The 14,369-nt window shown below is 43.8% G+C and carries 14 protein-coding genes; 12 read left to right on the forward strand and 2 right to left on the reverse strand.

Features of this window, described 5'->3' with window-relative positions:
• Positions 1 to 147: 147 nt before the first annotated feature.
• The 9 genes from bolA to nqrM all read left to right on the forward strand — a co-directional run bounded on the left by bolA (position 148) and on the right by nqrM (position 8,265).
• Entirely contained in the window at positions 148 to 456 is a 309-nt protein-coding gene (gene bolA, locus AB4185_RS05765; RefSeq protein ID WP_017059909.1) for a transcriptional regulator BolA, read from the forward strand.
• 519 nt (positions 457 to 975) lie between these two features.
• Entirely contained in the window at positions 976 to 2,316 is a 1,341-nt protein-coding gene (locus AB4185_RS05770; RefSeq protein ID WP_019823845.1) for a Na(+)-translocating NADH-quinone reductase subunit A, read from the forward strand.
• Between the two features lie 5 nt (positions 2,317 to 2,321).
• The gene (locus tag AB4185_RS05775; RefSeq protein WP_017067139.1) at positions 2,322 to 3,566 is read left to right on the forward strand and encodes an NADH:ubiquinone reductase (Na(+)-transporting) subunit B; all 1,245 of its coding nucleotides are present in this window, start codon (positions 2,322 to 2,324) and stop codon (positions 3,564 to 3,566) included.
• Positions 3,556 to 4,323 (forward strand): Na(+)-translocating NADH-quinone reductase subunit C, encoded by a 768-nt coding sequence (locus tag AB4185_RS05780; protein ID WP_017059911.1) that lies wholly within the window; start codon positions 3,556 to 3,558, stop codon positions 4,321 to 4,323. The genes AB4185_RS05775 and AB4185_RS05780 overlap by 11 nt, the downstream gene beginning before the upstream one ends.
• On the forward strand, positions 4,323 to 4,955 hold the full coding sequence (locus tag AB4185_RS05785) for an NADH:ubiquinone reductase (Na(+)-transporting) subunit D (protein ID WP_008223083.1): 633 nt from the start codon (positions 4,323 to 4,325) through the stop codon (positions 4,953 to 4,955). The genes AB4185_RS05780 and AB4185_RS05785 overlap by 1 nt, the downstream gene beginning before the upstream one ends.
• A 7-nt stretch (positions 4,956 to 4,962) precedes the next feature.
• Positions 4,963 to 5,559, forward strand: a complete 597-nt coding sequence (gene nqrE / locus AB4185_RS05790; protein ID WP_009848375.1) for an NADH:ubiquinone reductase (Na(+)-transporting) subunit E — start codon at positions 4,963 to 4,965, stop codon at positions 5,557 to 5,559.
• Positions 5,560 to 5,588: 29 nt separating this feature from the next.
• On the forward strand, positions 5,589 to 6,815 hold the full coding sequence (gene nqrF / locus AB4185_RS05795) for an NADH:ubiquinone reductase (Na(+)-transporting) subunit F (RefSeq protein ID WP_017059912.1): 1,227 nt from the start codon (positions 5,589 to 5,591) through the stop codon (positions 6,813 to 6,815).
• A 174-nt stretch (positions 6,816 to 6,989) separates the two neighbouring features.
• Positions 6,990 to 7,994: an FAD:protein FMN transferase gene (locus tag AB4185_RS05800; protein ID WP_017059913.1), complete on the forward strand. Its 1,005-nt coding sequence runs from the start codon at positions 6,990 to 6,992 to the stop codon at positions 7,992 to 7,994.
• 16 nt (positions 7,995 to 8,010) lie between these two features.
• Positions 8,011 to 8,265, forward strand: a complete 255-nt coding sequence (nqrM, locus tag AB4185_RS05805) for a (Na+)-NQR maturation NqrM (RefSeq protein ID WP_009848378.1) — start codon at positions 8,011 to 8,013, stop codon at positions 8,263 to 8,265.
• A gap of 135 nt (positions 8,266 to 8,400) precedes the next feature.
• Here the strand turns inward: nqrM and AB4185_RS05810 are convergent, their stop codons facing one another.
• Positions 8,401 to 9,639, reverse strand: a complete 1,239-nt coding sequence (locus tag AB4185_RS05810; protein WP_017064183.1) for a response regulator — start codon at positions 9,637 to 9,639, stop codon at positions 8,401 to 8,403.
• A gap of 162 nt (positions 9,640 to 9,801) precedes the next feature.
• Here AB4185_RS05810 and dinB point away from each other — a divergent pair, with 162 nt between their 5' ends.
• A complete protein-coding gene (gene dinB / locus AB4185_RS05815) occupies positions 9,802 to 10,878 on the forward strand; it encodes a DNA polymerase IV (protein WP_029235195.1) in 1,077 nt (358 codons plus the stop codon).
• A gap of 64 nt (positions 10,879 to 10,942) precedes the next feature.
• Here dinB and AB4185_RS05820 read toward each other — a convergent pair whose 3' ends face one another.
• Positions 10,943 to 12,877, reverse strand: a complete 1,935-nt coding sequence (locus tag AB4185_RS05820; protein ID WP_017064181.1) for an ATP-dependent DNA helicase RecQ — start codon at positions 12,875 to 12,877, stop codon at positions 10,943 to 10,945.
• Positions 12,878 to 13,022: 145 nt separating this feature from the next.
• On the opposite strand from AB4185_RS05820, the gene AB4185_RS05825 reads away from it, so the two are divergent.
• Together AB4185_RS05825 and AB4185_RS05830 are read left to right on the forward strand one after the other, a co-directional pair.
• Positions 13,023 to 13,496 (forward strand): GreA/GreB family elongation factor, encoded by a 474-nt coding sequence (locus AB4185_RS05825; RefSeq protein WP_372135105.1) that lies wholly within the window; start codon positions 13,023 to 13,025, stop codon positions 13,494 to 13,496.
• Positions 13,497 to 13,584: 88 nt separating this feature from the next.
• A complete protein-coding gene (locus tag AB4185_RS05830; RefSeq protein ID WP_372135106.1) occupies positions 13,585 to 14,361 on the forward strand; it encodes a YggN family protein in 777 nt (258 codons plus the stop codon).
• Positions 14,362 to 14,369: the final 8 nt, after the last annotated feature.

The raw sequence follows: 14,369 nt of genomic DNA on the forward strand, positions 1-14,369 counted from the left end.
CAAAGATATTGTCTCAAATGCAGGCTGAACAAGATAGAAAAAACTCAACCAAACCTATGCCATTTGCTATGAAATACTCAGACACTCGACCTGTTAGGGTTTATACTCAGCCCACGGATAATGCCAATACGTTATTAAGGAATCACAATGATCCAAGAAGTTATCGAAACAAAATTGCACAATGAGTTTTCACCAAGTCATTTAAACGTGGTCAATGAGAGCTATATGCACAATGTTCCGGCTGGTTCTGAGAGTCATTTCAAAGTGATTGTTGTCAGCGATGTGTTTGAAGGTTTGCGTCTTATTGCTCGTCATCGAGCGGTAAATAAGGCACTTTCAGAAGAGTTAGCCAATAATATCCACGCACTGTCTATTCACACTTATACAAAAGATGAATGGATGAAGCAGCTAGATAGCGTGCCAGACAGTCCAATGTGTATGGGTGGCGGAAAGTAAGAAGGCCTATATACAGAGAAAAGCGCCATGGCGCTTTTTTTGTCGTCAAACGTATGTATTTTTCGTTCTTATATCACCCAAACTGATGTCAAATTGAACGAGCTCAAATACCTACAATGAGTAATGTTTTTATTAACAGTGTTTCAACATAACTAGTAAAATATTAGTTTGTGACAGAGTATTAATCTCTTGTTTAAAACACGATTCAAAAGCCATTTTATCTGTGCGGCTCGTCAAATTTATACATATTTGAGAGGCCATATGCTTCAAATCTCACCAAATAAAGGCTGTATTCAAGTTATTGGTCATGGCATCGAGTTGTCAAAAAATGCTAGAATATCGCACCTGATAAATCTCACATGATTCGTGTGGTGATTTTATTATGAAAATGTTGCGATTTTGGTATCTCAAATTTACCAAAACCGGACACTGTAATGTCGTGTCTAAGGGCGATTTTAAAACGTCCTGAATTTACGCAATTAAAAGAATCTTTTTCCCGATAAAGTAGTGCAAGTGCGTATGATTACAATAAAGAAGGGTTTGGATCTTCCTATCGCAGGAACTCCATCCCAGGTGATTAATGATGGTAAGTCCATCACTAAAGTCGCCTTGCTTGGCGAAGAGTACGTTGGTATGCGTCCTACGATGCATGCTCGCGTTGGTGATGAAGTGAAGAAAGGCCAAGTTCTTTTTGCAGATAAAAAGAACCCAGGTGTTGTATTTACTTCTCCAGCAAGCGGTAAAGTTATTGAAGTGAACCGTGGTGCTAAGCGTGTTCTTCAATCAGTAGTGATTGAAGTAGCAGGCAATGAGCAAATCACGTTCAATAGCTATGAAGCTAACCAACTAGTAGGCCTTGACCGTGAAACGGTTAAAGCTCAGTTAGTTGAGTCTGGCGCATGGACCGCTTTGCGAACTCGTCCGTTCAGCAAGGTTCCAGCAGTTGATTCTGAAACTCAGGCTATTTTCGTTACTGCTATGGATACTAATCCGCTAGCAGCTGAGCCAGAATTAATCATTAACGAGCAGTCTGATGCTTTCGTTGCTGGTTTAGATCTTCTTTCAACTCTGACTAACGGTAAAGTGTACGTTTGTAAAAAAGGTACTAGCTTACCTCGTTCAGCTCAGTCTAACGTTGAAGAGCATGTTTTTGATGGCCCACACCCTGCAGGTCTTGCAGGCACGCATATGCATTACCTATATCCGGTAAATGCACAAAATGTAGCGTGGAGCATTAACTACCAAGATGTTATCGCATTCGGTAAGCTTTTCCTTACTGGTGAGATTTACTCTGAGCGTGTTGTTTCTCTGGCTGGTCCAGTGGTGAACAACCCACGTCTAGTTCGTACTCAAATTGGTGCTAGCCTTGAAGAGTTGACAGACAGCGAGTTAATGCCAGGCGAAGTTCGTGTGATTTCTGGTTCTGTACTTACGGGTACTGAAGCAACAGGTCCACATGCTTTCCTTGGTCGTTACCATCAGCAAGTTTCTGTTCTACGTGAAGGTCGTGATAAAGAGCTATTCGGCTGGGCTATGCCTGGTAAGAACAAGTTCTCTGTTACTCGTTCATTCCTTGGTCACCTGTTTAAAGGTCAGTTGTTCAACATGACAACGACAACAAACGGTAGTGACCGCTCAATGGTTCCAATTGGTAACTACGAGCGCGTAATGCCTCTAGATATGGAACCTACATTGCTGCTTCGTGATCTATGTGCAGGCGACATTGATAGTGCTCAAGCACTAGGTGCGCTAGAGCTAGACGAAGAAGATGTAGCATTGTGTACCTTTGTATGTCCAGGTAAGTACGAGTACGGTCAACTACTTCGTGAATGCCTAGATACGATTGAGAAGGAAGGGTAATTTTCATGGGCCTTAAAAAGTTTCTTGAAGACATCGAGCATCATTTTGAGCCAGGTGGTAAACACGAGAAGTGGTTTGCGCTTTACGAAGCAGCAGCGACAGTGTTCTACACGCCAGGTCTTATTACAAAGAAAAGCTCGCACGTTCGTGATAGCGTTGATTTAAAACGTATCATGATCATGGTTTGGTTCGCGGTATTCCCAGCAATGTTCTGGGGTATGTACAACGCGGGTGGCCAAGCTATCGCAGCACTTAACCATATGTATGCAGGTGCTGAACTAGCATCTGTTATCAGTGGTAACTGGCACTACTGGCTAACCGAAATGCTTGGAGCCTCCTTAGGAGCCGATGCAGGTGTTGGCAGCAAGATGCTACTTGGTGCGACTTACTTCCTACCTATCTACGCAACGGTATTCATCGTTGGTGGTTTCTGGGAAGTTCTGTTCTGTATGGTGCGTAAGCACGAAGTAAACGAAGGTTTCTTTGTTACTTCTATCTTATTCGCGCTTATCGTTCCGCCAACACTTCCTCTATGGCAAGCAGCACTAGGTATTACCTTCGGTGTTGTAGTCGCTAAAGAGATCTTCGGTGGTACGGGTCGTAACTTCCTGAACCCTGCACTTGCTGGCCGTGCGTTCCTATTCTTTGCATACCCTGCACAGATTTCAGGTGACGTAGTTTGGACTGCTGCAGATGGTTTCTCTGGTGCAACTGCTCTTAGCCAATGGGCTCAAGGCGGCGGTAGCGCACTAATGAACGTAACATCTGGTGAAGCAATCACTTGGATGGACGCATTCATTGGTAACATCCCAGGTTCTATCGGTGAAGTATCGACTCTAGCACTTATGATCGGTGCTGCGATGATCGTTTACATGCGTATCGCTTCATGGCGAATCATTGCTGGTGTTATGATCGGTATGATTGCTGTATCAACATTGTTTAATGTGATCGGTTCTGATACTAACGCAATGTTCAGCATGCCTTGGCACTGGCACCTAGTTCTAGGTGGCTTCGCATTCGGTATGTTCTTCATGGCGACTGACCCAGTATCAGCTTCATTTACCAACAAAGGTAAGTGGTGGTACGGCATCCTAATCGGCGCAATGTGTGTAATGATTCGTGTAGTTAACCCTGCATACCCAGAAGGCATGATGCTTGCGATTCTATTCGCAAACCTATTTGCTCCTCTGTTTGACCACGTTGTAATCGAGAAGAACATTAAGCGGAGACTAGCGCGCTATGGCAAGTAATAACGATAGCATTAAAAAGACGCTGTTTGTTGTTATCGCATTGAGCCTAGTGTGCTCAATCATCGTTTCAACAGCTGCAGTTGTTCTTAAACCTAAGCAACAAGCTAACGCGGTTCTAGATCAGCAAACTAAGATCCTTGAAGTTGCGGGCATTGAACTTGCGGGTAATATCCCTGAACTGTACGCAGAGAACATTGAACCTCGTCTAGTTGATTTCGCTACTGGCGATTTCGTTGACGGCGATGCTGCTGCATACGACCAACGTAAAGCGGCAAAAGATCCAGCTCAGTCAATCAAGCTTTCAGCTGAAGATGACATCGCTAAGATCCTTCGTCGTGCTAACACGGGTACTGTATACCTTGTGAAAGATGGCGCTGAAACTTCTAAAGTTATCATCCCTGTTCACGGTAACGGTCTATGGTCAATGATGTACGCATTCGTTGCGGTAGAAACTGATGGCAACACAGTTTCTGGTATCACTTACTACGAGCAAGGTGAAACTCCTGGACTTGGTGGTGAAGTTGAGAACCCATCTTGGCGCGCTCAATTCGTTGGTAAGAAATTATTCGACGAAAACCACAAACCTGCTATTCAGGTTGTTAAAGGTGGCGCTCCTCAAGGTTCTGAGCACGGTGTAGATGGCCTTTCTGGTGCGACACTGACTAGCGTTGGTGTTCAACATACATTTGACTTCTGGTTAGGTGATATGGGCTTTGGTCCGTTCCTAGCAAAAGTTCGTGACGGAGGTCTGAACTAATGTCTAGTGCAAAAGAAATTAAAAAGAGCATCTTAGCGCCGGTGTTGGACAACAACCCAATCGCGCTACAGGTTCTTGGTGTGTGTTCTGCTCTTGCGGTAACCACTAAGCTAGAAACAGCATTTGTTATGACTATCGCGGTAATGTTCGTTACTGCTCTGTCTAACTTCTTCGTTTCTTTGATCCGTAACCACATTCCTAACAGTGTGCGTATCATCGTTCAGATGGCAATTATCGCATCACTAGTAATCGTGGTAGACCAAGTGCTTAAAGCATACCTATACGATATCTCTAAGCAGCTATCTGTATTCGTAGGCCTAATCATTACTAACTGTATTGTAATGGGTCGTGCTGAAGCATTCGCAATGAAGTCTGCGCCAATCCCATCTCTAATCGATGGTCTTGGTAACGGTCTTGGTTACGGTTTCGTTCTTATCACTGTTGGTTTCTTCCGTGAGCTTCTAGGCTCTGGCAAACTATTTGGTATGGAAGTACTACCTCTAGTGAGCAACGGTGGTTGGTATCAGCCAAACGGCTTGATGCTTCTAGCACCTTCTGCATTCTTCCTAATTGGTTTCTTGATTTGGGCAATTCGTGTGTTCAAACCAGAACAAGTAGAAGCGAAGGGGTAAGGTAGTCATGGAACATTATATTAGTCTGCTAGTTAAATCGATTTTCATCGAAAACATGGCGCTTTCTTTCTTCCTAGGTATGTGTACATTCCTAGCGGTATCTAAGAAAGTTAAAACTTCTTTTGGTCTTGGTGTTGCGGTAGTTGTAGTACTTACAATCGCTGTTCCTGTAAACAACCTTGTTTACACACACATCCTGAAAGAAAACGCGCTTGTTGAAGGTGTCGATTTAAGTTTCCTTAACTTCATCGCATTCATCGGTGTTATCGCGGCACTTGTACAAATCCTAGAGATGGTTCTAGACCGTTTCTTCCCACCTTTGTACAACGCACTAGGTATCTTCCTTCCACTGATCACAGTTAACTGTGCAATCTTTGGTGGTGTATCTTTCATGGTAACTCGTGACTACAACTTTGCTGAATCTGTTGTTTACGGCTTCGGTTCTGGTGTGGGTTGGATGTTAGCTATCGTTGCTCTTGCGGGTATCCGTGAGAAGATGAAGTACTCTGACGTACCTCCAGGTCTTCGTGGCCTTGGTATCACGTTCATTACTGTTGGTCTGATGGCGTTAGGCTTTATGTCTTTCTCTGGTGTTCAACTGTAGGGTAAGCACCCAGTAATAAGGAATAACAAATGTTTAGTATTATTCTTGGCGTAGCGATGTTTACCATTATTGTACTGGCTCTAGTACTAGTGATTCTTTTCGCTAAGTCTAAGTTAGTACCATCAGGTGACATCACTATTTCAGTAAACGGCGACCCTGAAAAGGCGATCGTTACTCAACCTGGTAGCAAGCTACTTGGTGCCCTGGCTGGCGCTGGTATCTTCGTATCTTCTGCTTGTGGTGGCGGTGGCTCTTGTGGTCAGTGTCGTGTAAAAGTTAAGTCTGGTGGTGGCGACATCCTTCCAACTGAACTTGATCACATCACAAAAGGTGAAGCTCGCGAAGGCGAACGTCTTGCATGTCAAGTTGCTATGAAAACTGACATGGAGATTGAACTAGACGAAGATATCTTTGGTGTTAAAAAGTGGGAATGTACTGTTATCTCGAATAACAACGAAGCTACTTTCATCAAAGAACTTGCTCTAGCGATCCCTGAAGGTGAAGAAGTTCCGTTCCGCGCGGGTGGTTACATTCAGATTGAAGCTGAACCACATCACGTGAAATACGCAGATTACGATATTCCTGAGGAATACCGTGGTGACTGGGATAAGTTCAACTTGTTCCGTTATGAGTCTATCGTTAAAGAGCATTCGATCCGTGCTTACTCTATGGCTTCATACCCAGAAGAGAAAGGCATCATCAAGCTTAACGTGCGTATCGCAACTCCGCCGCCAAACAACCCTGACGTAGCTCCTGGTGTTATGTCTTCATACATCTGGTCTCTTAAAGAAGGCGACAAATGTACTATTTCTGGTCCATTTGGTGAGTTCTTTGCTAAAGACACAGACAATGAAATGGTATTCATCGGTGGTGGTGCAGGTATGGCGCCTATGCGTTCTCATATCTTCGACCAACTTAAGCGTCTTAAGTCTACTCGTAAGATGTCTTACTGGTATGGCGCGCGTTCTAAGCGTGAGATGTTCTACATTGAAGATTTCGATGGCCTAGCGGCTGCAAACGAAAACTTCGTGTGGCACTGTGCACTGTCTGATCCTCAACCAGAGGACAACTGGGACGGTTACACTGGTTTCATCCACAATGTACTGTACGAAAACTACCTGAAGGATCACGAAGCTCCTGAAGATTGTGAGTACTACATGTGTGGTCCACCGATGATGAACGCTGCTGTTATCGGCATGCTGAAAGATCTTGGTGTAGAAGATGAAAACATCCTACTAGATGACTTCGGTGGTTAATCCACTTAAGTGATTGATATTATGGCTGACTCCTACGAGTCAGCCATTTGTTTTTCTAAGACAGCTTTTGACAACATACTGGCTTATATAAGAAAGAGTAAGGCATTCAAAATACCTATTTTTTACTCTTATTTTTCCTTATATAAATCCTCAACATTAGACAGGAGTAAGCAAGTGAGAATTTGGCTTGTTGCATTAACTTCTTTGATTTTTCTTGCGGGCTGTGAGCAGTCAAGAGAGCAAGTGCATTTGAGTGGCCCAACGATGGGCACGAGTTACAATATTAAATACATCAATGGTGATGAATTTCCTGAGTCTAATGAAGTTCATACAGAGATCGATCGTCTACTTGAAGAAGTAAACGACCAGATGTCGACTTACCGTGAAGATTCCGAATTAAGCCGTTTCAACCAGCATAAAGGTGCGGATGCGTTCGAAGTATCTGAGCAAACAGCGACGGTTGTGAAAGAAGCGATTCGTTTGAACGGTCTTACTGAAGGAGCTCTGGATGTAACGGTTGGTCCGTTAGTTAACTTATGGGGTTTTGGTCCTGAAGCTCGTCCTGAAGTTGTGCCATCAGATGAAGAGCTGGCGGCTCGCAAGGCTAAGATTGGTATCCATCATCTTAGTGTTGAAGGCAACATGTTGAAGAAAGACCTACCTAACCTGTATGTCGATCTATCCACGATTGCAAAAGGTTGGGGTGTTGACGTCGTCGCTGACTACCTTGATTCTATCGGTATTCACAACTACATGGTTGAAGTCGGTGGCGAAATTCGTCTGAAAGGTTTAAACCGTGAGAACGTGGGCTGGCGTATCGCGATTGAGAAACCAAGCGTTGATGAGCGTAATATTCAAGAGATCATCGAGCCGGGTGATATGGCTATCGCAACCTCTGGTGATTACCGTAACTATTTTGAACGTGATGGTGTTCGTTACTCACACATCATCAACCCTGAAACAGGAAAGCCTCTTCACCATAAAGTGGTTTCTGTGACTGTTTTAAACCCGTCTTCAATGACTGCAGACGGCTTATCTACGGGCCTTATGGTCTTAGGTGAGGAAAAAGGAATGGAAGTCGCAAACCAACATAACATCCCAGTGTTCATGGTGGTAAAAACAGCAGATGGCTTTAAAGAAATTGCTTCTGAAGCATTTAAGCCATACTTAGGTAAATAAGGTAAGCGAGATAATTATGAATACATTTCTGATTACATTTGGTGTTTTTCTTGCAGTAATCGCAGCGATGTCAATTGGCTACATTATCCAAAAGAAAGTTGTGAAAGGTAGCTGTGGCGGTTTGGGTGCTGTTGGTATTGATAAAGTATGTAACTGCCCTGAACCTTGTGACGCGCGTAAGAAGCGTGAAGCACGTGAAGCTTACCGTGAAGAGAAGCTGGCTGAGCGTCAACAAAAAGAAGCGGCTTGGAGTAAAGACCGTATCGCTTAATTGGTGACAGTCATAGGGGATAGAGTTATCTATGCCCTCAAATTGAAAAGCTCAAGATTATCGTCTTGAGCTTTTTTAGTTTTGAGGTCTAGCAATTAATCTTGGTATACCAAAAATGGAAACAGAGGCGAATGACTATTGTTCGATTTGCATGCTGTTACGCGCAAACACTAGTTGGTTTCTACCTTGCTCTTTTGCCGTATAAAGAAGCTCATCAGCGGCTTTGATCTGTTCATCTAACTTCGCGTCTAAATCGGTTACGCCGATACTGATACTGACCTTGATTCTTTGAGAGTCATGCTCAACAACATGGCTTTCAATGGCTTCTCTCATGGACTCTAAGTTGTCAACAAAGCTTTCAAATGCGCCGCACGACTGAATACAAAACTCTTCGCCACCAAAGCGCACAGCGACATCGTCTTTGAAATGATCTTTGATTATTTTCCCTACATCGATCAGCACGGCATCACCACCATCGTGTCCAAAGGTATCATTCACTTTCTTAAAGAAGTCGATGTCCATCATCGCGATGTTTCGTTGATCGCAGCCTTTACAAGGATGATTGAACAGGTAGCGACGATTCCATAAGCCAGTAAGAGCATCCTCGTTGGCATGTCGAAATAGCTCATTAGCCGCTTCTTTCATATCAAGCAGCTGATGGATACGGCAGAAAAACTCTTCTTGGTTAAAAGGTTTGTAAAGGAAATCGTTGGCACCCGCTTTAAGGAATCGCGCTGTCATAGTGCGATCATCACTCCCGGATAATCCTAGAATGGCCAACTGGTTTCTGTCGTGATCGCGTCGAATCTCACGGATCATCGCTATACCGTCTTTCTTCGGCATATCATGGTCTGTAACAACGAACGTAATATCGGGATCGTTATGAAGGAGCTTTAATGCTTGTTCGCCATCTTCGGCTTGGATAGTTTGGATATATTGGTGTTCTAGAAGTTGAGCTATGTAACGGCGAACGACCGCTGAATCATCGACAACCAATGCTTTGTGATGGCGATTATTCGAAATTCTTTGAACCAGGGGAAGTAGGTAGCTTACTGATGACATACTGTCTTTAAGTATGTAATCGATAACGCCTTTGGCTAGGACTTGCTCTCGCAGTTGATTGTCGAACATCCCGGTCAGGACAATGATTTTCTGTTGATAGCCTAAGACGAGATCAATGATCTCGCCGTCTTGGCCGTCAGGTAAACAGTAGTCGAGGACTGCACACAAGAAATCCGTTTCTTGCTCTAAGATCGCTTTGGCTTCTTCTACAGATTCCGCCAACGCAACTTCATAGCCATCGTTCTTAAATTGTTGGTAAAGATAGTTTCTGAATGCGCGACTATCCTCTACCACTAGTATTTTTTCACTCAAAAGCTATCCCTACTTATAGACTAAATACTCCTAACAATACTATCAGAATAGTGGGCGGCGAATGAAGTGAAACCTGTTGAGCTGGACTCGAGATCGTTTTAAATCTGAGAATAATTGATTATACTGTTCATAGATACAGTTGTAAGGTTGAGTTATTTCCAAATGTGCAGTTCGGACCAAGAGAAAGTCAGAAAAATAATCCATGTCGATATGGATTGTTTTTACGCGGCTGTAGAAATGCGTGATAACCCTGCTTACCGAAATCGCCCGTTAGCTGTTGGTGGGCATGAAAAGCAACGCGGCGTTTTGAGCACCTGTAATTATGAAGCCCGCAAGTTTGGTGTTCGCTCTGCAATGCCTACCGGAAAGGCCCTACAGCTTTGTCCTAATCTATTGGTTGTGCCGGGAAGAATGTCGGTCTATGTCGAGATATCTAAAAAGATCCGTGAAATCTTCTCTCGATACACATCAATCATTGAACCACTTTCCTTGGATGAAGCTTTCCTTGATGTCACCGATTCTAAGCGGTGTCACGGTTCAGCAACACTTATTGCCGAGTCTATTCGCCGTGATATTTGGAACGAACTGAACCTGACAGCTTCTGCAGGAATTGCACCGATTAAATTCTTGGCGAAAGTGGCCTCAGATCTGAATAAGCCCAATGGTCAGTTTGTTATCCCTCCACAAGACGTGCAATCAGTGATCGATGAGCTACCACTTGAAAAGATTCCCGGTGTCGGCAAAGTGAGCATAGAAAAGCTGCACCAAGCGGGTTTCTTTACTTGTAAGGATATCAAAGAGTCTGACTATCGAGACCTGCTACTCAAGTTTGGCCGTCAAGGTGCATCACTCTGGAAGCGCAGTCATGGCATTGATGATCGAGAAGTTATCATCGAGCGCGAGCGAAAATCGGTAGGTGTAGAGCGCACCTTTACCCAAAACATTTCAAGCTACGCAGAATGTTGGCAGGTAATCGAAGATAAGCTATTTCCTGAACTCGAAACTCGCTTAGAAAAGGCTAGCCCAAGTAAAGCGATCATCAAGCAGGGCATTAAGCTCAAGTTCGCCGATTTTCAACAAACCACGATTGAGCACATCCACGCCTCTCTCGATCGTGAACACTTCAAAGAGCTGCTTAGTGAAATACTGAAAAGACAACAAGGGCGAGAGATACGCCTACTTGGTTTAAGTGTAATGCTGCAACCCAAAGACCAAATGCGTCAGTTGAGCTTCTTTTAAAGATAATGAGTGAGATGAATACCGACTACGCTTCATAGCCTAGTCGGTTTTTTATAAGTAAGAATTACCTAGGAAGTTGTTTTACTCGCGCTAAGGTATCACTGAACGGTTGCTGCTCTAGCTTGCCGTAACCGACCATTTTACTGGCTTTGAGTTTGGTTGAAAGCGGGGTGGCGATTCCACATAAGAAGCGAGTAATTGCCTCGTCGGTAATCAGTTGTTGGCTAGCCGAAATAAACTCATGTATCCATGTCATCACCGTCTCATCATCGATAGGTTCAACATCAACGGTTGGTAAGATTGCCACTTCTCCTCGACATACAGAGCAGTGACCGCAGTTTGTTGGTGCTTTATCATCGGCAAAATAACTCGCAAGGCGTGAGCTTAGGCAAGTATCCGCCTCAAAGAAATTCAGCATTTGGTTAAGGCGGTTTATCTCGCTGTTTTCTTTTGCTTTAAACAACTCAGTTAGACGCTCTGACAGTTGCATCATATCTTCAGAAGTATTGTGGATCGCGTAGACATCGGTGATCTGCTTGCTTTCTAGTTCAATCCAACCTTGTTCATTGAAGTAGTCGATAGCCGCAATCACACGCTGACGATCGGCTTGGAAGTGTGTCCAAAGCGCATCGAAGTCGACTTGGCACCACACTCTTGCTTGAGGAGAGCATTGGAAAATCGCTTCGACAAATTGACGACGTTCACTTTGAAATTGCTCTGTGATCTGCTGTTTCGGACGAATGAACTTAAATTTGTAGTCTGCGAAGTAGCTGTACTTGGGCTCAATCACACCTTCAATTTCGAGATACACCAGTAGTGTTTTTAGCGGTAACTGACGAATGTTGGATTCACGTGATAGTTGATTAAGCATGATCTCCCATTGATTCGAGCCAGAAGCGCCAATGTTTTGATTTTCGTAGATCTCTTTTAATACCGCTTGGATCGATATGTTGTCTGGCGTATCACCAAAAACGAAGTTCTCGAGTGTGCTTAAACCGTGTTTGTTAGCCAGTAAAATACATTCAGACGCTTGCCCATCTCGACCAGCTCTGCCGATCTCTTGTGAGTAGTTTTCGATCGATTTTGGTAAGTCAAAGTGAATCACTCGGCGAATGTTGGACTTATCCACGCCCATACCAAACGCGATAGTTGCGACGATACAGCTCACGTCATCATTCATGAATTGGTGTTGAATAGCATCTCTATTTTCAGGCTTAAGACCCGCATGGTAAGCCACTGCATTAACGCCAGCATTGCGAATCTGCTGAGCCACCATCTCTGCCGTTTGTTGAAGGGTGACATAAACAATAGTCGGAGCGAGAGAAGCTTGGTTAACCACATTGCACAAGGTTTCTAGCTTACTGGTTTGTTCACAAGGTTGAATCGACAGATCGAGATTTTGACGATAGAAACCCGTAACCACAACGCGCTCCTCATCAATTTCAAACTTTGACTTCATATCTTGGATAACCGCTGTAGTCGCAGTGGCTGTCAGTAGTAGAACCTGAGGAATATTGAGCTGTTTTTGGTATTGAGGAAGCTTCAGGTAGTCGGGTCTGAAGTTGTGTCCCCATTCTGAAATACAGTGCGCTTCATCGACCACAAGCAGTGAGATCGACACTTGGGAGATAAACTGACGAAAGCGTTCGTTCTTCAAGCGCTCGACGGAGATCATGAGGATCTTGGTGTCACCGTTACGCACTGACTGCATAACCTGTTGTGTGGTTTGTCGGTCTTGGCTTGATTCGATTGCCGCTGCGCTAATGCCTTTACTGTGCAGGAAAGCGAGTTGGTCTTTCATCAAGGCTAACAGTGGCGATATCACCAAGGTTAAGTGCGGTAACTCTAATGCTGGTAATTGATAGCACAGCGATTTACCTGAGCCTGTCGGGAATATCGCGGCAGTCGAGTGACCAGATAGAACGTTATCAATGACTTGCTTTTGCCCATTGCGCAGTGAGTCGAATCCGAATACTTGTTTTAGCTTCTGCTCAATCATTTATGTTCTACCTGAGTTATTAAGTGTCGTATTGATGCTAAAGCGGGCGCCTATTCATGATAGCGTCGCTTGATGAATCAAATGTCTTGCACCTGATTGTACCTAATTCTATTCTGTAGCTCCTATAGAAAAGCACCCCAATAGTATGAATAAGTCAGAGCTTCGCCAAATAATCATAGAGCAACTCGAATCCCGATTACGTATCGCACAATCTGCGACTCAGCGTGCGATTGATGCTGCGACCGATGAAGAGACTGTGCCTGAACATAAGTACGATACATTGGCATTAGAAGCTTCGTATCTTGCCCATGGTCAAGCGATGCGAGTGCAGGAGTGTGAAGATGATATCCAGTGCTACCGGAATCTCGTCTTACGAGACAGTGAAAAGATTGCAGTAAGCAGCTATGTTGTGGTTATTGACGAAAATGATGAATGTAAACACTTTTTCATTGGGCCAAGAGTCGGAGGACTTTCTGTCGCGTGGAATGATAATGAGGTTGCTATCGTAACGGTGAACGCACCTTTTGGTCAGGCTCTAATGGGTAAAGAAGTCGGTGATGAAATTGAGTTTAAGGTTGCAGATAAACAGTTTTGCTATGAAGTAATATCTATCGACTAACTGAGTAACGGATATATATAAAACGTTTCTCTGACAAAGAAGCATATACCAAGGGTATAGTAATCTGTCAGATTGATGAGAGGATGTTATGAAAAGCTATGTATTTATGAAAAACAGTGTATTAATTGCATCGTTAACTGCGGCGATGGCAGTTGTGAGCCTGCCAACGTTTGCTGCTCAGTGTCGAGTTGATTTGAAGAATGAACTAAGAATCGATGATCAAAAAGTCGAAATCCATCAAGTGAATGGTGATACGGCCGTTTTTGATGATAACAACGACCTCTATATCCATGGTGAGAAGGTTGAGCTTGATGCCGACCAACAAGCGGCGATTGAGAAATACCGCGAAAATATGAGTGAGTACTTACCTCGAGCGAAACAAATGGCGAACGATAGCTTAGCGTTAGCCAATGACGTGATTGATGATATCGCGGCTAGCCTGGATTCACCTGAGTCATTTGATAATGTAAAAGAATCGATGAAAACCTACTTTGCAGAACTGGAAGCGCGTTATTACAAAGATGGCGAATTAGTGTTACCTGCAGAAAGCTTTGATTCGATGGCCAATGGCTGGTCTGAAGATTTCGAGAAGGCGAAAGAAATCTTTAACCAAGAATTTATCTCTAGCGCTTTTAATGCGATGTCAGAAAAAATGAAACAAGATGGTGGCCTAAACCTGACTGAATTGGCTGACAGTATGGCTGAATTAAAGCTGAAAGTTGAAGAGCGAATGAAAGAACACTCTCAACAAGTACAGGAGGAAGCGAATGAGTTCTGTGATTCACTTGATGAGATGGCGGAACAAGAGCAAGAACTGCATGAAATCATTCCGAACTTAAAAGATTACCAAGTCTTCACAAATTAATTCGAGTC

It is taken from the genome of Vibrio sp. 10N.286.48.F5, from assembly GCF_041469785.1.
GTDB classification, from domain to species: domain Bacteria; phylum Pseudomonadota; class Gammaproteobacteria; order Enterobacterales; family Vibrionaceae; genus Vibrio; species Vibrio crassostreae_C.